Below are 19,434 nucleotides of genomic sequence, written 5' to 3'. Positions count from 1 at the left end.
GTCTGGGGGAGTGGCGCGATGCAGGTGTCGGACGCGGGGTTCGGCGTGATGCTGCCGAGCTTCGACCCGTTCCGGAACGGGCCGCCGCCCCTGCTCGCCGGCGCGGCGCTGGCCGAGGAGCTGGGCTTCGACTCCGGCTGGGTCGGCGACCACCTGAGCTTCCACCCGCCGGTGCTTGACGCGATCGGTGCACTGTCCGGCGCGGCGGGAGCGACGACGAGACTGCTGCTCGGCACCGGCGTGCTGCTGCTGCCGATGCGGCACCCGGTCTGGACGGCCAAGCAGCTGGCCACCGTCGACGCGCTCGCCCCCGGTCGGCTCTGCGTCGGTGTCGGGGTCGGCGGGGAGAACCCGCAGGAGTGGGAGGCCGCCGGGGTACCGGTCGCCGGTCGCGGCAGGCGCCTCGACGAGTCGCTGGAGATCCTGCTCCCGCTGCTGCGCGGTGACTCCGTCGACCACCCCGGCCCGCTGCTCCCGACCCGCTCGCCGGTGCTCGAACCGGTCCCGGCGACCCCGCCGCCGCTCGTGGTCGGCGGGCGGTCCGACGCCGCCCTGCGCCGCGCCGCCCGGGTGGGCGACGGCTGGATGGGCGTCTGGATGTCGGCCGACCGCGCGGCCCGCGTCCGCGAACGCCTCGGCGAGCTCGCCGCGGAGCACGGTCGCCCGGTGCCGACGATGCTGATGATGGTGTTCGTGCACGTCACCGAGCCCGGAGGCGATGCCGGAGCGGCGCGCGACGAGGCCGCCGCGTTCGTCCGCGGCCAGTACGGCCTGCCCTACGAGGCGCTGGAGCGGTGGGCCCTCGTCGGCGGCGAGGAGCAGGTCGCCGAGGGACTCGACGCGCTGGCCGCGTCCGGCGTCGAGGGGTTCGTCCTCGTCCCGGCCGCCGCCGACCCGCTGGAGCAGTACCGGCGCCTGGCCGGGGTCCACGAGAAGGTCCGTCCGCGCGAACGTCCCGCGGCCGGTGGCAACCAGAAGGAGAACGTCAGATGAGCGACCGCATCGCCGTGGTGACCGGGGCCGGATCCGGGATCGGGCGGGCCATCGCGCTCGCGCTGGCCGCGGACGGCGACCGGGTGGTGGCCGCCGACCTCTCCGCCGAGGGCGCCGCCGCGACCGTCGCGCAGAACCCGGACCGGATCTCCGCGCACGAGGTCGACGTGGCCGACCCGGACTCGGTCGCGCACCTCGCCGCCGAGGTCGCCGAGAAGGTCGGCCCGGTGTCGGTGCTGGTCAACTGCGCCGGCTGGGACCGCACCGACGCGTTCCTGAACTCCACCCCCGAGTTCGCGGACAAGGTCGTCGCGATCAACTACCTCGGCCAGGTGCACGTGTGCCGGGCGTTCCTGCCCGCGATGGTCGAGGCCGGCGACGGCGGGAAGATCGTCAACATCGCCAGCGACGCCGGCCGGGTCGGCAGCTCCGGCGAGACGATCTACGCCGGAGCCAAGGGCGGCGTCATCGCGTTCTCGAAGTCGCTGGCCCGCGAGATGGCCCGCAACCAGATCAACGTCAACGTCGTGTGCCCTGGCCCGACCGACACGCCGCTGTTCACCACGCAGGTCGACGAGAAGCTGCAGCAGTCGCTGATCCGGGCCATCCCGTTCCGGCGCCTCGCGCAGCCCGAGGACGTCGCCGCCGCCGTCCGGTTCTTCGCCTCCGACGCCGCGTCCTACGTCACCGGCCAGGTCCTCAGCGTCAGCGGCGGGCTGACGATGGCCGGCTGACCCGGTGGGACCGGCGCGGTGCCGCCGGTCCCAGCGGAGCAGGTCAGCGGAAGAGCTTCTCCTGCTCGTCGCGGAGCTGGTCGATCAGCCGGCCCGGGGGCAGGGTGACGTCGCCGTAGGTGAGGACCTGGTCCTTGGCGACGTCGTGGTTGACGACGCAGCCCTCGGCGACGCCCATCGGGAGCAGGCGTTCGTCGCGGGTGACCGGGCTGGATTCGGCGACGCCGTAGGTGTCGTAGCCGCCGAGGCCGTCGAGGGTATGCCCGGCGGTGATGTCGTGCTTGGCGGTGGCCACGACGTCGACCCGCTGACCGGCGGGCGGGGTGAGTGCGGCGTCGGCGAAGTCCACGGCGCGGGCGATGGTGTTCGGGACCTCGAAGTGGCACAGGTGGTAGGGGGTGTAGAAGCTGTAGAGCGGGCCCTCACCGAGCTTGTAGAGGTTGAGGTAGTGGCGTTGCTTCGGGTTGTCGTGGGTGCCGAGCACGTAGACGCCGGGGCCGGGCTTGGCGCCGACGACGTAGTCGACGACCCCGCCGAGTGCCCGTAGCTCCTCGACGTCGTAGACGCCGGTGAGCTCGTCGACGTGGCCGTGGTGGTCGCGCCCGTACATGCCGCGCTCACCGACGGTGAGCCCGAACGCGTTGGCCACGATCGCCTGCTCGAACGACACCTTCGTGCCGTCGGCGAAGCTGGTGACCATGTAGGGGTCCTGGCCCCACTTCTCCGCGAACGCCGCCTGGGTGGTCGGGGTGCGGTACTCGTCCTGCAGGCCCTTGATGTTGCCCGCGACCAGCGGGGTGAGGCCGATGCCCTGCACGAACCGCAGCAGGTTGGCCTGCACGCCGGGCTGGTCGCCGTCGGCGCCGGTGAGCACGACGCCGGCGGCGCGGGCGCGGTGGGCCAGCAGCGGGCCGACGGTGCCGTCGAGCTCGGCGTTCATCGTCACCACCGGCAGCCCGCGTTCGATCGCGGCCAGGGTGACGTGCGCGCCGAACTCCACCGCGCCGGTCACGTCGACGACACAGTCCAGATGGGTGGCCTTGAGCAGCTCGAACGCATCCCCGAGCACGGCCGGCTCACCGGCGGCGATCGCGGTGTCCAGCGCGGTGGCCGAGTCGACCTCGCGCGGTGCGAGACCGGCCTCGGTGTAGGCGCGGCGGGCGTGGGAGACGGTGCGGTTGGCGATCGCGACCAGGTCCATGCCCGGCACCGAGTTGACGATCTGGTTGGCCAGCCCGCGTCCCATGAACCCGGCGCCGATCATGCCGACCCGGATCGGCTCCCCGCGCTGCGCGCGGGCCTTGAGGGCGTTGTCGACGATCAACATGTCAGCGACCACCCGTCGCGGCCGGGGCGGGCACGGTGAAGTCGGGGTTGTCGGCGAGCAGCGGCCACGAGGCGTCCTTGTCCGAGATCGTGGTGACCGCGACCGGCCACTCGATGCCCAGGGCGGGGTCGTCGTGGCGCAGGCCGCGCTCGGCGCCGGGGGTGTAGGGGGTGGAGACCTGGTACATCGTCTCCGCGTCGTCGGTCAGCGTCAGGTAGGCGTGGGCGAAGTTGCGCGGCACGTACATCGCCCGGCGGTTGTCCTGGGTCAGCTCCGCGCCGAAGTGCTGCAGGTAGGTCGGCGAGTCCGGGCGCAGGTCCACGATCACGTCGTAGATCGCGCCGCGCAGACAGCGGATGACCTTGACCTCGGCGTTCGGCTCGAGCTGGTAGTGGAACCCGCGCAACGTCCCGGCGACGTGGTTGAACGACATGTTGCACTGCGCGATCGCCGGGTCCAGACCGGCCTCGGTGAACTCCTGCTCGCAGAACGACCGGGCGAAGAACCCGCGGTCGTCGGTCAGGAGCTTGAGATCGATCAGGGCCGACCCGGGGAGCGGGGTCGTGTGGATCTGCATGGAGCACCAATCGGCTGGGGGCATGGCGTGTGGTCGACCCGGCCGTCCGCGGCACGAGCGACACTGCCCAGGGAGCTCCGCTCAGCACCGGCGACCGCCGATGGTATCCGCTCGTCCGGGCCCCGCCGGTGAGTCACCGGTCACGGCCCGGCGACCGCGGCGGCGCCCGATTAGGGTCGGTCGGCATGCGAGCGATCGGTGTGCGTGTCCTCGGAGGTCCCGACGCCCTGGAGGTCCTCGACCTCCCGGAGCCCCACGCCGGGCCCGGTGAGCTGCGGATACGGGTGCAGGCCGCGGCGGTGAACCCGACCGACACGCTGCAGCGTTCGACGCGACGCCAGGACGTCGACCCGCCGTGGGTGCCGGGGATGGACATCGCCGGTGTCGTCGACGAGGTGGGGGAGGGTGGCGGGGATCTGCTCGGTGTCGGTGACCCCGCGATGGCGATCGTGGTGCCGGCCGGGACGCACGGCGCCTACGCCGAGTACGTCGTCGTCCCGAAGGGCTCTGCGGTCGCCCTGCCCGACGGTGCCGACGCGGTCGCCGCGGCGACGCTGCCGATGAACGGTCTCACCGCCCGTCTCGCCCTGGACGAGCTGGCCGTCCCCGCCGGCGGGACGCTCGCCGTCACCGGGGCGGCCGGGGCGTTCGGCGGGTACGTCGTGCAGCTCGCGGTCGCGGCCGGGATCCGTGTCGTCGCCGACGCCTCCGACGCCGACCGTGACCTGGTCCGGGGACTGGGTGCCGACGTCGTCCTGGCCCGCGGCGACGGGTTCCCCGCGGCCGTCCGTGAGGTCGTCCCGGACGGCGTCGACGGGCTCGCCGACGGCTCCGTGCAGGGCGACGCGCTGCTGCCCGCGGTGCGCGACGGCGGCCGGATCGCGACCGTGCGGGGCTACCGCGGACCCTCCGGTGACGAGACGGCCGAACGCGGCATCACCTGGCACCCGGTGTGGGTGCGCACCATCGCCGAGCACCGCGACAAGCTCGACGAGCTGCGCGCTCTCGCCTCCTCCGGCGCGGTGACGCTGCGGGTCGCCGGCACCTACCCGGCCGAGCGCGCGCCGGACGCGCACCGCGCGCTGGAGGCCGGTGGGCAGCGTGGACGGGCCGTCCTGACCTTCTGAGGGGGCACCGGCGGTGCGGACCACGACGTCGGGTTGCAACCTTGCTCCAACGTGTGTGCCGGGCCACTCTGATCGTGTCTACTCCACGATGCACGCCCCGATGACCGCGGCACTCAGGGTGGTGAGCCCGTCGTGGTCGTCTCGATCCGCTCACCGCAGGAGGTAAGTCCGTGAGCCAGACGCTGCAACGGTCCGAGGCCAGGACCACCGCGGAGACCTGGGTCTCCGCGTTCGCCGACGCCCTGTCCGCCCGCGACGTCGACCGCGTCGTCGCGCTGTTCGCCGAGGACAGCTACTGGCGCGACCTCGTCTCGTTCACCTGGAACATCAAGACCGTCGAGGGCCGCGAGCAGATCGCGGACCTGCTGAACGCGACGCTGGAGCGGACCGCCCCGTCGAACTGGGAGATCACCGCCGAGCCCGCGACGGCCGACGGCGTCACCGAGGCCTGGCTGTCGTTCGAGACCGCCACCGGCCGCGGGACCGGGCACGTGCGTGTCGTCGACGGACGGGCGTGGACGCTGCTGACCACCCTCGACGAGCTCAAGGGACACGAGGAGCCCTCCGGCGACCGCCGTCCCAAGGGCGCCGAGCACGGGGCCAACCCGGACCGGGTGACCTGGCAGGAGAGCCGCGAGGCCGAGGCGAAGGAGCTGGGCTACACGCGCCAGCCCGAGGTCGTCGTCATCGGCGGCGGGCAGGGCGGCATCGCGCTCGGTGCGCGGCTGCGCCAGCTCGGTGTCCCGACGATCATCGTCGAGCGCAACGAGAAGGCCGGGGACTCGTGGCGGCGGCGCTACAAGAGCCTCGCCCTGCACGACCCGGTCTGGTACGACCACCTGCCCTACATCAAGTTCCCGGAGAACTGGCCGGTCTTCGCGCCGAAGGACAAGATCGGCGACTGGCTCGAGATGTACACGAAGGTCATGGAGCTCAACTACTGGGGCTCGACGACGGCGAAGTCCGCCACGTTCGACGAGGCCGCCGGGAAGTGGAAGGTCGTCGTCGACCGTGCCGGCAGCGAGGTCACGCTCGAGCCGACCCACCTGGTGATCGCGCTCGGCGTGTCCGGCAAGCCGAACGTGCCGTCGTTCCCGGGCGCGGAGACGTTCCAGGGGGAGCAGCAGCACTCCTCCGAGCACCCCGGACCGGACGCCTACGTGGGCAAGAAGGTCGTGGTCATCGGGTCGAACAACTCGGCGTTCGACATCTGCGGCTCGCTCTGGGAGGCCGGCGCCGACGTCACCATGGTGCAGCGGTCCTCGACCCACGTGATCCGCTCCGAGATGCTGATGGAGCACGGTCTCAAGCCGCTGTACTCCGAGGAGGCGGTGGCCAACGGCGTCGACACCCGCACCGCGGACCTGATCTTCGCGTCGCTCCCGTACAAGATCATGAACCAGTTCCAGAAGCCGACCTACGACACCGTCCGCGAGGTCGACGCCGACTACTACGACCGGCTGGAGAAGGCCGGGTTCGACCTGGACTTCGGCGACGACGACTCCGGCCTGTTCATGAAGTACCTGCGCCGCGGCTCGGGCTACTACATCGACGTCGGCGCCGGTGAGCTGATCGCGGACGGCAGCGTGAAGCTGGTGCGCGGCCAGGTGCAGGAGCTCGCCGAGAAGGAGGTCGTGCTGTCCGACGGCACCCGTCTCGAGGCCGACCTCGTCGTCTACGCCACCGGCTACCGGTCGATGAACGGCCTCGCCGCCGACATCGTCGGCCAGGAGGTCGCGGACAAGGTCGGCAAGGTGTGGGGCCTGGGCTCGGACACGACCAAGGACCCCGGTCCGTGGGAGGGCGAGCAGCGCAACATGTGGAAGCCCACGCAGCAGCAGAACCTGTGGTTCCACGGCGGCAACCTGCACCAGTCGCGGCACTACTCGCTCTACCTGGCGCTGCAGCTCAAGGCACGCCAGGAGGGCATCGACACCCCGGTCTACGCGTTGCAGGAGTCGCACCACCGGGCGTGAGCCTCTCCGGCGGAACGAACCCGCGCCGGTGGTGACACCCGTGAGCGGATATCGCTGCCAGGGCAGCGATATCCGCTCACGACTCAGGTGAGCAGCCGGGACCGGACGTCGGTCTTGAGGACCTTGCCGACCGTCGAACGGGGCAGGTCGGGCCAGAACTCGACCTGCTTCGGCGTCTTCACGCTGCCGATGCGCTCCTTGACGAACGCCGTCAGCTCCGCGGCGTCGACGTCGGCGCCCGGCTGCAGCTGCACGACGGCCGTGACGCGCTCGCCCCACTTGTCGTCGGGCAGCCCGACCACGGCGCAGTCGCGCACCGCGTCGTGGGCCATCAGCGCCTGCTCCACCTCGGCGGAGTACACGTTGAAGCCACCGGTGATCACCATGTCCTTGGCGCGGTCGACGATGAACAGGAAGTTCTCCGCGTCGAGGTAGCCGATGTCGCCGGTGTGGTGCCAGCCGTGCGCGGACACCTCGGCCGTGGCGCCCGGGTTCTTGTAGTAGCCCGCCATCACCAGCGAGGAGCGCACGACGATCTCACCCCGCTCGCCGGTGGGCAGCAGGTTCCCCTCGCCGTCCATGATCGCGACGGTGACCAGCGGCGACGGGCGCCCGGCCGAGGACAGCCGTTCCACCGCGGGCGACCCGTCGGGACGCAGGTGGTCGGCCGGCGACATCGTCGAGACCATCATCGGCGCCTCGGACTGCCCGAACAGCTGCGCCATCGGCCCGATCCGGGCCAGCGCCTCCTGCAGCCGGGTCGCCGACATCGGCGCCGCGCCGTACCAGAAGCACTGCAGCGCGGACAGGTCCGTGGCGTCGAGCGACTCGTGCCCGAGCACCATGTAGATCAGCGTCGGCGGCAGGAACGTGTGCGTGACGCCGTGGCGCTGCGCCAGCGCCAGGAACTCCGCGACGTCCGGCTTCGCCATCACCACGACCTCGCCGCCGAGCGCCATCACCGGGAAGCACAGCACCCCGGCCGCGTGCGTCAGCGGCGCCAGCGCCAGGTAGACGGGCCGCCCGTCGAACGGGTAGCTCATCAGCGTGATCGCCGACATCGTCTCGAGGTTGCGGTCGGTGAGCACGACGCCCTTGGGGCGCCCGGTCGTCCCGCCGGTGCCGACCAGCGCCACGATCTCCTCCGGCGGCGCCGCCTCGGCCGGCGGGTCGTCCGCGGCCGCGGCGAGCCAGGCGTCGAACGCCGCCGAGCCGGCCGGGGCGTCGGAGCCGTCGGGACCGAGCCGCACCAGAGTGCGCAGCTCCGGCAGCGACGGCGCGATCTCGGCGACGAGGTCGTCGAACGCCGGTTGGAAGATCAGCGCGGCGCAGTCGAAGAGCTCCAGCAGCTCCCGGTTCTCCGCCGCGCCGTTGCGCGGGTTGATCGGGCACCACACCGCGCCGGCGCGGGCGATGCCGAACACGCAGGAGAACGCCGTCGGGTCGTTCGCCGAGAGGATGCCGACCTTGTCACCGGGCGCGACGCCCGAGCGCCGCAGCGCCCGGGCGACCGCGTGGCTGGAGTCGACGACGTCGCCGTAGGACAGCGACGCCCCGTCGAGGGTCAGACAGGGTGCGTCGCGCCCGAGCGACGCACCCTTGTCCAGATAGGAGGTCAGCGCCACGGCCGGACCGCCCTCACATGCCCATCCCGCCGTCGACCGGCAGGCCGACCCCGTTGACGAACCGCGCGGCGTCCGACGCCAGGAAGACCGCGGCGTCGGCGATGTCGGAGACCTCGCCGAGGCGACCCGACGGCGTCAGCTCCACCACGGCGCCGACGGCGGCCTCCGGGCTCTCGAACAGCCCCAGCCCGGACGTCTCGACGGCGAGCTTCACGCCCATGTCGGTGGCCACCAGGCCGGGGTAGATGCAGTTCACCCGCACCCCGTAGCCGAGCTTGCCGGACTCCATCGCCGCCACCCGGGTCAGCCGGTCGACCGCGGACTTCGTGCCGGAGTACCCGGCGATGGCCGGGAACGCGATCGTCGCGGCGACCGAGGAGATGTTGATGACGGCGCCGCCGGACCCGGCCGCTCCACCCGGGCGCATCGCGCGGAACGCGTGCTTGATGCCGAGCATCGTGCCCAGGACGTTGACCCGCAGCATCGCGGTGATCTCGTCCGGGTCGGTGTCGACGAGCAGCTGGGTGACCTCGATGCCGGCGTTGTTGACGACCACGTCGAGGCCGCCGAGCTCGGCGACGGTGTGCGCGACGGCGGTCTCCCACTGCGCGTCGTCGGTGACGTCGAGCTCGACGAAACCGGCGCTGCCGCCGCCGTTCGCGGTGATCGTCGCGGCGGTCTGCTCTCCGATGTCCTTCGTGACGTCGGCGAGCATCACCGACGCGCCCGCGGCGGCCATCGCCGTCGCCATCCCGGCTCCGAGGCCGCGGGCTCCACCGGTGACGAGCACCTTCCGCCCCGAGAGTTCGAACGAGCTCATGAACTGTCCTTCCGTGACACGTCGATGTGGCCGGCAAACGCTCATCCAGTGAGGTGGGACACAACCTGCCATGATGTCTGGACACTCGTCAAGATTTCTCTGGACTACTGTCCAGGACGTGCCGACGGGTTATGGTGACCCGGCCGCACGCCGCGTGACGAGGACGGAGGACGCGCCCGTGACCAGCACGAACGAGCGATCCGACCGTATCTCGCGCCGCCAGGTCGACAAGTTCGAGGAGCGTCGCCACCAGCTCGCCGACGCCGCGCTGCAGACGTTGTCCGAGCTCGGTTACGCCCGCACCAGCCTGCGGGAGATCGCGCTGAACTCGGACTTCTCGCACGGGGTGCTGCACTACTACTTCCGCGACAAGGTCGAGCTGATCACCTACTGCGTCCGGCAGTACAAGGCGACGTGCGTGCTGCGCTACGACGCGATCGCGGCCACCGCGTCCGAGCCCGGCGCGCTCGCCGCGGAGTTCGGGGACGGCCTGGCCGCGACGCTCGACGAGGACACGCTGATGCACCGCCTCTGGTACGACCTGCGGTCGCAGTCGTTGTTCGAGGCCTCGTTCCGCGACGACGTCGCCGACATCGACGACAGCCTGGAGCGGATGATCTGGCGCGTGGTCACCGCGTACTCCGGACTCCTCGGCACGCCGCCGTCGTGCACGCCGGCGTTCGCCTACGCCGCGTTCGACGGTCTGTTCCAGCACGCGCTGCTGCGTCACCTCGCGGGCTCGGAGACCGCGCTCGACGATCTCCGCGAGGGCGCCCGCCACCTCCTCCCACGGCTCGTCTGACGTGGCCGCCGTCGAGTTCGGCCTGGCCGTGCACGAGCAGGTGCTGGCGCTGGGGCCGAAGGCCCGCCGCGGACTGCTGGCCCGGATCGCCGACGCCGGCATCGAGCGGGTGTGCCTGGGTGACCACGTGAGCTTCCACGGCGGCACCGGCTTCGACGGGCTCGTCGCGGCCACCGCGGCGCTGGCCACCGAGGACCGGCTCGGCGCACTGGTCGGGATCTACCAGGCGGCGCTGCGGCACCCGATGACGACCGCCCGCCAGCTCTCGTCCCTGGCGGAGATGGCGCCCGGGCGGGTCGTGCTCGGCGTCGGTGCGGGCGGTGAGGACCGGGCGGAGGTCGCGAACTGCGGCGTCGACCCGTCCACCCGCGGAGCCCGCCTGGACGAGACGCTGCAGGTCCTGCGCGCGCTCGGCACCGGCGAGCAGGTCGACCACGACGGCCGGTTCTTCACCCTCGACGCCGCGCGGATCCTGCCCGCGCCGACGCCCGCGGTGCCGCTGGTGGTCGGCGGGGCCTCGGACGCCGCGATCCGCCGCGCCGCCCGTCACGGCGACGGCTGGCTCGGCATCTTCTGCTCCGCCCGCCGGTTCGCCGCGACCGTGCAGGACGTCCGCGCGCAGGCCGCCGACCTCGGACGCGACGTCGGCTGGTTCGGCCTGCAGCTCTGGTGCGGCCTCGACGACGACCCCGCCGTCGCCCGCGACCTGCTGGCGCCCCGGATGGAGAGCCTCTACCGGCTGCCCTACGAGAAGTTCTCCCGCGTCGCGCCGGCCGGGACCCCGGAGCAGGTGGCGGCGTTCCTGGCCCCGTTCGTCGAGGCCGGCGCCGGGCACGTCTCGCTGATCCCCACCGCTCGCAGTCCCGAGGCCGCGGTCGACCACGCCGCCGCGGTGCGGGAGCTGCTGCTCCGTTCGTGAGGAGTTCAGTGGTCCAGCGACGGCGGGTCGACCGGGCCCCACTGGTTGACCGTCGCCGCGTCGACCTCCCACGTGCGCGGGTACATCGGGAACGTCTCGTGCCAGGGCCGCGGCTCCCAGTGGCCCTTGGCCTCGTCGTGCACGACGTCGATCTGGGTGAACAGCTCGACGACGTTGCCGTCCGGGTCCCGGTGGTAGGTGAACAGGTTGTGCCCCGGCCCGTGCCGTCCCGGGCCCCAGTGCAGCCGGTGGTCGTGTTTCGCGAGGTGGTCGAGCATCGAGATCAGGTGCGACGGGTCGCGCATCTCGTACGCGACGTGGTGCATGCCGTCGTACTTGGTGCTGGCCATGAAGTTCGCGGCGTGGTGGTCGGCGTTGCAGCGCAGGAACACGAAGAAGTCGCCCACGGTGTCGGACCAGCGGAAACCGAGGAGGTCCTGGTAGAAGTCCTGCAGCAGGCCCAGGTCGGCGGTGTAGGCGGCGACGTGCCCGAGCTTGGTCGGGCGCAGCGGCGGGTAGCCCGACACCCCGCTCGGGTCCTGGGCGGTGATCAGGTGCAGCGGGACGCCGGTGCCCGGCTCGGCCAGCACCAGGACGTCCGGGGTGCCGGGGCCGACGTCGGAGCGCCGCTGCGTCACGTAGCCCGCCTCGCCCAGCCGGCGTGCGGCGTCGTCGAGATCCTCGTGGATCTCGTAGCCGACGCTCGTGCGGGCGCGGCCCTCACCGCGGGTGATCGTCACGCAGTGGTGGTCGACGCCGGTGGTCAGGAACGCGCCGTCGGGCGAGGACTCGACGAGCTCGAAGTCCAGGACTCGGGTGTAGTACTCCACCAGCCGGTCGACGTCGGGGGTGGTGAACCCGACGTAGCCCAGCTTGGACACGCGGACGGCCGGTTGCTGATGATCCACGGATCCCGTGTCTACACCGCAGGGCTCAATGCCCGCCGCCGAGGTGCCCGGCCAGGGCGTCGTGGCGGGCGCGGCTGTTCGCGTTCATGCCGACGATCGTCACCTCGACCCCGCGGGCGGCGTAGCGCGCGGTGACGGCGTCGAGCGCGGCCACCGTCGAGGCGTCCCAGACGTGCGCGGAGCACAGGTCGATCACGACCGGACCGGTGTCGGTGAGGTCGAAGCGGAACTCCAGGTCGTTGCTGGAGGCGAAGAACAGCTGCCCGGTGACCCGGTAGACGGTCGTGTCGCCGTCGGCCTCGCGCGTCACGTCGACCAGGTGTGCGACCCGTCGTGCGAACAGCACCATCGCCACCAGCACGCCGACCCCGACGCCGTAGGCGAGGTTGTCGGTGGCCACGGTGACCGCGACGGTCGCCAGCATCACGACGGTCTCGCTGCGCGGCATCCGCCGCAGCGTCGAGGGCCGGATGCTGTGCCAGTCGAACGTACCGACCGCGACCATCACCATCACCCCGGCCAGCACCGCCATCGGGATCCGCCCGACGACCGGCCCCAGCACGACGACCAGGATCAGCAGGAACACCCCGGCCAGGAACGTGGACAGCCGGGTGCGGGCGCCGGCCCGGACGTTGATCATCGTCTGGCCGATCATGGCGCAGCCGCCCATGCCGCCGAACAGGCCGGTCACGATGTTCGCGACGCCCTGGCCCCACGACTCGCGGGTCTTGTCCGAGCGGGTGTCGGTGATGCCGTCGACGAGCTTGGCCGTCATCAACGACTCGATCAGCCCGACGGTCGCGATCGCCAGCGACGTCGGGCCGATGATCGCCAGCGTCGCCCAGGTGAGCGGCACCACGGGGAGCCCGAGCGACGGCAGCGTCTCCGGCAGGGCGCCCTGGTCGGCGACCGTGGGGACCGCGATCCCGGCCGCCACGGTGACGGCGGTGAGCACGACGATCGCCACCAGCGGCGCCGGGACGACGCTCGTCAGCCGGGGGAGGCCGACCATGATCGCCAGCGCGACGGCGAGCAGCGGGTACACCGGCCACGGGACGTCGACGAAGTACGGGATCTGGGCCGAGAAGATCAGGATCGCCAGCGCGTTGACGAACCCGACCATCACCATCCGCGGCAGGAACCGCATCAGCTTCGCGACCCCGGCGAGGGCGAGGACGATCTGCAGCGCCCCGCCGAGCAGGACCGCGGCGATCAGGTACTCCAGACCGTGCGACGCCACGAGCGGCGCGACCACGAGCGCGACGGCACCGGTCGCCGCCGAGATCATCGCCTTACGCCCGCCCGTGATCGCGATCGTGACGGCCATCGTGAACGACGCGAACAGCCCGACCCGCGGGTCCACCCCGGCGATGATCGAGAACGAGATCGCCTCGGGGATCAGGGCGAGCGCGACGACGAGGCCGGCGAGGACCTCGGTGCGCAGGACCTTCGGGGTCCAGCGGGCGGTGAAGGACGAGCGACGTGACGGGGAGGCGGGGGAGGTCATCGCTGCTTTCGCGAGAGGGGCGGGCCGGCCCGTTCGCGATGTGGCGCACCGCCCGGGCGGACCGAGACTACGGCCGCCGGGACGCCCGTCCGGCGTGTCGCGGCGGCGATGTCGGGGGCCTCACACCCGTCGCCGTCGTCCCTCCACCGGCCGCTGCGCCGGGTCCGTGCGCCGGCCCGGGGCGGACACACGGATAGCGGTGGGGGCGGACCGGTCCGCCCCCACCGCGGGATCCGTCGTCAGACGGGTGTCACTTCTTCTTCTTGCCCTTCTTGTCCTTCTTCTTCTTGCCCATGCTGTCACCTCCCCGATACCGTTCCGTGCCCATCGTCAATCGGTCATTGACTAGTGTCAACGTATCATTGACCAACGTGGTGTCAAGATAGGATTGACCGATGGCGGCACGGGGATCGATCAAGCGGGTGACGCAGGCGGTCGCCGACGTCGAGGCGGCGGACAACCCGGTCGCCGCGCTGGAGGCGGTACGACGTCTGCGGGAGGCGGCGGAGGATCTCGAGTTCGCCACCGTCGAGGAGTCCCGCCAGGCCGGGACGACCTGGACGCGCATCGGCGAGCTGTACGGCACGACCAAACAGGGTGTGCAGCAACGATTCGGCGGCGCGGCCCGTCGTCGGCGGTTCGCCGAGGTCACGGCCGAGTAGGCGCTCCCGGCGGGGTCGGGGAGCGGTCGGTGACCGTGCCGTCACCCGCGACACGGATGCCGTCCACCGACCCGCTCCCACATCGCACGCCGGAGTGTGGTTGGCTGATCGTGGTCGTTCGGTTTCGGTGTTCGTGTTCTTGCACGCCGCGGGGACAGCTCGGTGGTGTTGTGGACGAGGGCACAGAGTGCTTGTCCATCCCTCCGGGTTCGGCCGGCGGCCCGCACAGTGCGGGGCGCCACCACCTGCGAGGAGCAGAGAAGACATGACTCAGGGCACTGTGAAGTGGTTCAACGGCGAGAAGGGCTTCGGCTTCATCGCTCCCGACGACGGCTCCGCGGACGTTTTCGTCCACTACTCGGAGATCGACGCGTCGGGCTTCCGTAGCCTGGACGAGGGCCAGAAGGTCGAGTTCGAGGTGGGTCAGGGCCAGAAGGGCCCGCAGGCCCAGGGCGTTCGCGTCATCTGAGCTGACTAGCTCGCAGAGCCCGTCCTCCCTCCGGGGAGGGCGGGCTCTGTGCTGTTCGGGGTACCCCACCCGACCGGTCGCGGGTGGGTTCTCCTGTGCAACTCTGACCCGGTGAGCCGTCCCGCGATGCGCACCGCGACCACGATCGAGGCCTCCGGCGCCGACTGGCGGGAGACCGTCGACTTCGTCCGCGAGGCCGAGGCGATCGGCCTGGACGTCTGCTGGGTCGCCGAGGCGTGGGGCTCCGACGCCCCGTCCGCGCTGGGGTACCTCGCCGCGCGGACCGAGCGGATCCTGCTCGGGTCCGGGGTGATCCAGGTCGGCACCCGCAGCCCGGTCGCGGTCGCGCAGGCCGCGCTCACGCTGGCCGACATGTCCCAGGGCCGGTTCCTGCTCGGCCTCGGGCCGTCCGGCCCGCAGGTGATCGAGGGCCTGCACGGGGTGCCGTTCTCGAAGCCGTTGACCCGCACCCGGGAGACGGTCGAGGTGATCCGGTCGGCGATGGCGGGGGAGAAGATCTCCTACGACGGGGACACGGTCGCGATCCCGCTGCCCGGCGGCGCCGGCCGTCCGATGCGCCTGTCGTCCGCGCCGAACCCGGACGTCCCGATCTACCTGGCCACGATGTCGCCGAGGATGCTGGCCCTGACGGGCCGGGTCGCCGACGGCTGGCTGGGCACCAGCTTCGTGCCCGAGGGGTCCGACGCCTACTTCTCCCACCTCGACGCGGGACTGGCCGACGCCGGGCGCACCCGCGCGGACCTCGACGTCTGCCAGGGCGCGGAGGTCGCGTTCGCCGCCGACGACGACGAGCTCGCCGCGATGGTCGCGGAGCGGAGGAAGGGCCTCGCGTTCAGCCTCGGCGGCATGGGCACGGCGAGCACGAACTTCTACCACGACGCCTACTCCCGCCAGGGCTGGTCGGAGGTGGCCGACGCGGTCCGGGAGCGCTGGCAGGCCGGTGACCGCGACGGCGCCGCGTCGCTCGTCACCGACGAGATGGTGCTCGGGACGACGCTGATCGGCACCGAGGAGAGGGTCGCCGCGCGGCTGCGGACCTGGCGCGACGCCGGCGTCGACACCGTCCGCCTCTACCCGGCCGGCGACACCCTCGACGCCCGGCTGGAGACCCTCGCCCGGGCCGTCGACCTGGTCCGCGCGGTGCACTGACACCCAGGTCAGGCACCCAGGTCAGGCATGCCTTGGCGAGTGCGTGACCGGTCACGTCGGGGTGTGGAACGGGCCCCACCGGGAATGTCTGTGGGGCCATCGGACGCTGTACACGGTGTGCCGCGCCGCAGATCCGGTGCGCACCGAACGACGCTAGGAAGGAGCCACTCACCATGGCTGCACCCATCACGAGCCCGCTCGACGACGGAGCCCGCGACATCACCGGTCGCGCGCTGCAGGACACCGTCGTGGACCTGATCGACCTCTCCCTGGTCGCCAAGCAGGCGCACTGGAACCTGGTCGGCCGTCAGTTCCGCGACGTGCACCTGCACCTCGACGAGCTGGTCACCACCGCCCGCACCTACACCGACAGCGCGGCCGAGCGTGCCGCCGCGATCGGTGTCTCCCCGGACGGTCGCTCCACCACGGTCGCCAAGACCACCGGCATCCCGGAGTTCCCGCAGGGCTGGGTCTCCGACCGCGACACCGTCGTGACGATCTTCGAGGCCGTCGACGCCGCCGTGCAGCGCCTGCGCCCGCGAATCGACGAGACCGACAAGACCGACCCGGTCACGCAGGACCTCTTCATCGAGATCGCCCGCGTGCTGGAGCAGGACCGCTGGATGTGGCAGGCCCAGGCCTCGGGCTACGACGAGACCGCCTGACCATGATCACGCCCGTCACGGGCTGATCTCCCACGCGCACGGCCCCGGACCACGACCTGGTCCGGGGCCGTTCCGCGTTGTGATCACCGGCGCGGGCGCTGTACCCGTGACGGCGTGGCGGCGCATGATGCGCGGGGAGGGGGCCCGACGGTGGGCGCCCGGCGTCGGAAGGAGCCGCACGGTGCCGCTGCACCCGCAGGCCGAAGCGTTGCTCAAGCAGATGGCCGAGCAGGCGATGCCCGCTCCGGAGAGCATGACCGTCGCGCAGAACCGCGCCCTGATCGGCGACCTGGGTGAGCTGGGCGGCCCGCCCGAGGAGGTCGCGCGGGTGGAGAACACCACCGCGCCCGGGCCCGCCGGGGACATCCCGGTCCGGGTCTACGTGCCCGTGGGTGACGGTCCCTTCCCCGTGCTGGTGTTCTTCCACGGCGGGGGATGGGTGATCGGCGACCTGGACAGCCACGACGGCGTCTGCCGCTCGCTGGCCCGCCGCGCCGGTGCCGTCGTCGCGTCGGTGGACTACCGGCTCGCGCCGGAGCACAGGTTCCCGGCCGCGGTCGACGACGCCTACGCCGCGGTCGTCTGGGCCGCTGCGACGATCTCCGGGTACGGCGGGGACCCGGCGCGCCTGGCCGTCGGAGGGGACAGCGCCGGGGGGAACCTGGCCGCCGTCGTCTCGCAGATCGCCCGGGACTCTGGCGGGCCCGCGATCGGGTTCCAGCTGCTGCTCTACCCGGCCACCGACCGGCACGACGACAGCCCGTCGATGAAGCAGAACGCCAAGGGCCCGATGCTCTCGCGCGCCTGGATGGAGTGGTTCACCGGCTTCTACCAGTCCGGGCCCGACGACGGCATGGACCCGCGGATGTCGCCGCTGCGGGCGAAGGACCTCTCCGGCCTGCCGCCGGCGCTGGTCGTCACCGCCGAGTTCGACCCGCTGCGCGACCAGGGCGCCGCCTACGCCGCGAAGCTGGCCGAGGCCGGCGTCGCCGCCGAGCACCTGCCCGTCGACGGCCTGTTCCACGGCTTCATCCAGATGGCCGGGGTGCTCGACCCCGCCCGCGAGGTGCTCGACCACTCGGCGAAGGCCCTGCGCGCCGCGCTGGGGTGAGGCCCGTCGCCGGGGCGCGGGGGCTCAGCCGCGCCCGGCGAGCAGGCGCTCGACCAGGCCGCGGGCCCAGTCGGGCTCGCCGGGGCGCGAGGTGAACACCGCGCGGTAGTAGAGCGGGCCGAGCAGCGCGTCCGCGGTCTCCTCGGTGCTCGGGGTGCCGGTGCCGCCGCGGGCGCGCTCGCGGTCCAGCATCGCGGTGAGCTGGGCGTGCCGGTCGGCGACGCAGGCGTCGCCGCCGTCCGGTCCGGCCGCTCCGACGGCCGCGCGCATCAGTGCGAGGACGTCCGGGTCGGCGAGGTCGGTGGCGACGTCGGTGACCCACCGCTCCAGGTCCCCCCGCAGTGACCCGCTGTCGGGTACCACGATGTCGCCGCTGAACCGGCTGGCCGCGACGTCGGCGAGCAGCTCGGCCAGGGACGGCCAGCGGCGGTAGACCGTCGTCGGGTGCACCCCGGCGCGGGCCGCGACGACCGGGATCGTCAGCGCCTCGGCCGGGCCCTCGGTCAGCAGCTCGCCCACGGCGCGGTGTACCGACGCGCGGACCCGTGCCGACCGCCCGCCCGGGCGTTGCCGCGGACCGTGGGTCTCCTGCGTCGTCACACCGTGCTCCTCTCGCTCCTCGGGGAATAGCTCCGCTAACGCAGTGATTGTTGCGAAGAGGGTGCTACCGTGCCCTTAACGCAATGATACGTGCATCAAGGAGCTCCGATGTCCGCCCCAGCCCGGCTCTCCCGCCCGGTCGCGTTCGTCGCGGTGGCCGCGACGTTCGTGTGGTTCTTGGCCGCGTCCAGCGCGCCGTCCCCGCTCTACGTCGTCTACCAGGAGCGGTTCGCGTTCACCGAGTTCACGCTGACGCTCGTCTTCGCCGTGTACGTGCTCGCGCTCATCGCGGCACTGCTGGTCGTCGGGGCGCTCTCGGACCATGTCGGACGGCGCCCGGTGATCCTCGGCGCGATCGCGCTGGAGATCGTGGCGCTGCTGCTGTTCCTGCTCGCCGACGGCGTCGGGATGCTGCTGGTGGCCCGGATCGTGCAGGGCGTCGCGACCGGTGCGGCGACGGCGACGCTGCCCGCCACCCTCGTCGACCTCGACCCGCCGCACGCGCGCGGACGGGCCGGCCTGATCAACGGCGTCGCGCCGCTGGGCGGCCTCGGACTCGGTGCGCTGGGCTGCGGTGCGCTCGTGGAGCTCGCCCCGGCCCCGACGCAGCTGGTGTGGGCGATCCTGCTGGCCGGGATGGTGCTGGCCGGGCTGGTCGCGGCGCTCATGCCGGAGACGATCACGCGACGGCCGGGCGCGCTGGCGTCGCTGCGGCCGCGGGTCGGCGTGCCGGTGCGGATTCGCGCCGAGTTCCTCGCGATCGTGCCGGTACTGCTGGCCAGCTGGGCGCTCGGTGGGCTGTACCTCTCGCTCGGGCCGTCGGTGGCGGCCGGGCTGTTCGACCTGCGCAACCACCTCGTCGGTGGCCTCGTCGTGACGATGCTCTGCGGCACCGGTGCGCTGACCGCGTTCCTGCTACGGGGCCGTGAGCCGGGTCGGGTGCTGCCCGCCGCCGCGGCCGGGCTGGCGCTCGGGACGGCCGTCACCCTGGTCGGGATCGCGCTCGCGGGGCCGGGCTCCGGTGCCGCGGCGACGATCGTGGCCGGCGCCGGGACGCTCGTGGCCGGCGTCGGGTTCGGTGCGGCGGCCTTCGGGACGTTCGGCACGCTCGCCCGGATCGCCGCGCCGCACGAGCGCGGAGAGCTGTTCGCGGCCACCTACACGCTGGCCTACCTGGCGTTCAGTATCCCGGCCGTGATCGCGGGGGTGTCCGCGACGGCGGTCGGGCTGCGGATCACCGCGGAGGTCTACGGCCTGGTCGTGGTGCTGCTCGCCCTGTCCGCGCTGGTCCTGGGCCGGGTCGTCCCCAGCCGGACGGAGCGCCGGATCGAATCCGGGGCCGCAACCGGAGCGGCGACCCGTTCGTCGAGCTGAAGATCGCCCGCGACGGATGGTCACCCGGAACGGTGACGACGGCGCCACCGCCGTTCGGCCGAGCACCG

At 72.4% G+C, this 19,434-nt stretch carries 19 protein-coding genes; 12 read left to right on the top strand and 7 right to left on the bottom strand.

What is annotated here, in order from left to right; genetic code table 11:
• Positions 1–18 precede the first annotated feature (18 nt).
• Both EV383_RS20330 and EV383_RS20325 read left to right on the top strand, forming a co-directional pair.
• Positions 19–993, top strand: a complete 975-nt coding sequence (locus EV383_RS20330) for an LLM class flavin-dependent oxidoreductase (RefSeq protein WP_165438416.1) — start codon at positions 19–21, stop codon at positions 991–993.
• A complete protein-coding gene (locus EV383_RS20325) occupies positions 990–1,727 on the top strand; it encodes an SDR family NAD(P)-dependent oxidoreductase (RefSeq protein WP_130291383.1) in 738 nt (245 codons plus the stop codon). The genes EV383_RS20330 and EV383_RS20325 overlap by 4 nt, the downstream gene beginning before the upstream one ends.
• Positions 1,728–1,770: 43 nt before the next feature.
• Here the strand turns inward: EV383_RS20325 and EV383_RS20320 are convergent, their stop codons facing one another.
• Complete coding sequence (locus tag EV383_RS20320) at positions 1,771–3,054, bottom strand: NAD(P)H-dependent oxidoreductase (protein ID WP_130291382.1); 1,284 nt, start codon at positions 3,052–3,054, stop codon at positions 1,771–1,773.
• A 1-nt stretch (position 3,055) separates the two neighbouring features.
• A complete protein-coding gene (gene rfbC, locus EV383_RS20315) occupies positions 3,056–3,631 on the bottom strand; it encodes a dTDP-4-dehydrorhamnose 3,5-epimerase (RefSeq protein ID WP_130291381.1) in 576 nt (191 codons plus the stop codon).
• Positions 3,632–3,816: 185 nt separating this feature from the next.
• Here rfbC and EV383_RS20310 point away from each other — a divergent pair, with 185 nt between their 5' ends.
• Together EV383_RS20310 and EV383_RS20305 are read left to right on the top strand one after the other, a co-directional pair.
• Positions 3,817–4,758, top strand: coding sequence for a quinone oxidoreductase family protein (locus tag EV383_RS20310; RefSeq protein WP_130291380.1), 942 nt, complete (start codon positions 3,817–3,819; stop codon positions 4,756–4,758).
• 170 nt (positions 4,759–4,928) lie between these two features.
• Positions 4,929–6,734 (top strand): NAD(P)/FAD-dependent oxidoreductase, encoded by a 1,806-nt coding sequence (locus tag EV383_RS20305; protein WP_130291379.1) that lies wholly within the window; start codon positions 4,929–4,931, stop codon positions 6,732–6,734.
• A gap of 83 nt (positions 6,735–6,817) precedes the next feature.
• Here EV383_RS20305 and EV383_RS20300 read toward each other — a convergent pair whose 3' ends face one another.
• Complete coding sequence (locus EV383_RS20300) at positions 6,818–8,359, bottom strand: acyl-CoA synthetase (protein WP_130291378.1); 1,542 nt, start codon at positions 8,357–8,359, stop codon at positions 6,818–6,820.
• A gap of 13 nt (positions 8,360–8,372) precedes the next feature.
• Positions 8,373–9,179 (bottom strand): SDR family NAD(P)-dependent oxidoreductase, encoded by an 807-nt coding sequence (locus EV383_RS20295; RefSeq protein ID WP_130291377.1) that lies wholly within the window; start codon positions 9,177–9,179, stop codon positions 8,373–8,375.
• 178 nt (positions 9,180–9,357) lie between these two features.
• On the opposite strand from EV383_RS20295, the gene EV383_RS20290 reads away from it, so the two are divergent.
• Positions 9,358–9,981, top strand: a complete 624-nt coding sequence (locus EV383_RS20290) for a TetR/AcrR family transcriptional regulator (RefSeq protein WP_242623221.1) — start codon at positions 9,358–9,360, stop codon at positions 9,979–9,981.
• A gap of 1 nt (position 9,982) precedes the next feature.
• On the top strand, positions 9,983–10,900 hold the full coding sequence (locus tag EV383_RS20285) for an LLM class flavin-dependent oxidoreductase (RefSeq protein ID WP_130291375.1): 918 nt from the start codon (positions 9,983–9,985) through the stop codon (positions 10,898–10,900).
• A 5-nt stretch (positions 10,901–10,905) separates the two neighbouring features.
• On the opposite strand, the gene EV383_RS20280 is transcribed toward EV383_RS20285, so the two are convergent.
• On the bottom strand, positions 10,906–11,808 hold the full coding sequence (locus EV383_RS20280; RefSeq protein ID WP_207223594.1) for a VOC family protein: 903 nt from the start codon (positions 11,806–11,808) through the stop codon (positions 10,906–10,908).
• Between the two features lie 25 nt (positions 11,809–11,833).
• Positions 11,834–13,315, bottom strand: a complete 1,482-nt coding sequence (locus tag EV383_RS20275) for a SulP family inorganic anion transporter (RefSeq protein ID WP_130291374.1) — start codon at positions 13,313–13,315, stop codon at positions 11,834–11,836.
• 395 nt (positions 13,316–13,710) lie between these two features.
• Between EV383_RS20275 and EV383_RS20270 the strand changes: the two genes are divergently transcribed.
• From EV383_RS20270 to EV383_RS20250, 5 genes are all read left to right on the top strand, one after another.
• Positions 13,711–13,977: a hypothetical protein gene (locus tag EV383_RS20270; protein ID WP_130291373.1), complete on the top strand. Its 267-nt coding sequence runs from the start codon at positions 13,711–13,713 to the stop codon at positions 13,975–13,977.
• Between the two features lie 265 nt (positions 13,978–14,242).
• Positions 14,243–14,446, top strand: a complete 204-nt coding sequence (locus EV383_RS20265) for a cold-shock protein (protein ID WP_130291372.1) — start codon at positions 14,243–14,245, stop codon at positions 14,444–14,446.
• Between the two features lie 126 nt (positions 14,447–14,572).
• Complete coding sequence (locus EV383_RS20260; protein ID WP_130294781.1) at positions 14,573–15,616, top strand: LLM class flavin-dependent oxidoreductase; 1,044 nt, start codon at positions 14,573–14,575, stop codon at positions 15,614–15,616.
• Between the two features lie 173 nt (positions 15,617–15,789).
• Positions 15,790–16,281 carry a Dps family protein gene (locus tag EV383_RS20255; RefSeq protein ID WP_130291371.1) on the top strand — a complete coding sequence of 164 codons (492 nt, stop codon included), beginning with the start codon at positions 15,790–15,792 and terminating at the stop codon, positions 16,279–16,281.
• 181 nt (positions 16,282–16,462) lie between these two features.
• Positions 16,463–17,392: an alpha/beta hydrolase gene (locus EV383_RS20250; protein ID WP_130291370.1), complete on the top strand. Its 930-nt coding sequence runs from the start codon at positions 16,463–16,465 to the stop codon at positions 17,390–17,392.
• A gap of 24 nt (positions 17,393–17,416) precedes the next feature.
• Here the strand turns inward: EV383_RS20250 and EV383_RS20245 are convergent, their stop codons facing one another.
• Complete coding sequence (locus tag EV383_RS20245; RefSeq protein ID WP_130291369.1) at positions 17,417–17,992, bottom strand: TetR/AcrR family transcriptional regulator; 576 nt, start codon at positions 17,990–17,992, stop codon at positions 17,417–17,419.
• Positions 17,993–18,100: 108 nt separating this feature from the next.
• Between EV383_RS20245 and EV383_RS20240 the strand changes: the two genes are divergently transcribed.
• Positions 18,101–19,366: an MFS transporter gene (locus EV383_RS20240; protein WP_130291368.1), complete on the top strand. Its 1,266-nt coding sequence runs from the start codon at positions 18,101–18,103 to the stop codon at positions 19,364–19,366.
• Positions 19,367–19,434 lie beyond the last annotated feature (68 nt).

It is taken from the genome of Pseudonocardia sediminis (assembly GCF_004217185.1).
In the GTDB taxonomy this organism is placed as follows: Bacteria; Actinomycetota; Actinomycetes; order Mycobacteriales; family Pseudonocardiaceae; genus Pseudonocardia; species Pseudonocardia sediminis.
The sequence above is the reverse complement of the archived record's forward strand: the minus strand, read 5'-3'. Positions and strand labels throughout refer to the sequence as shown.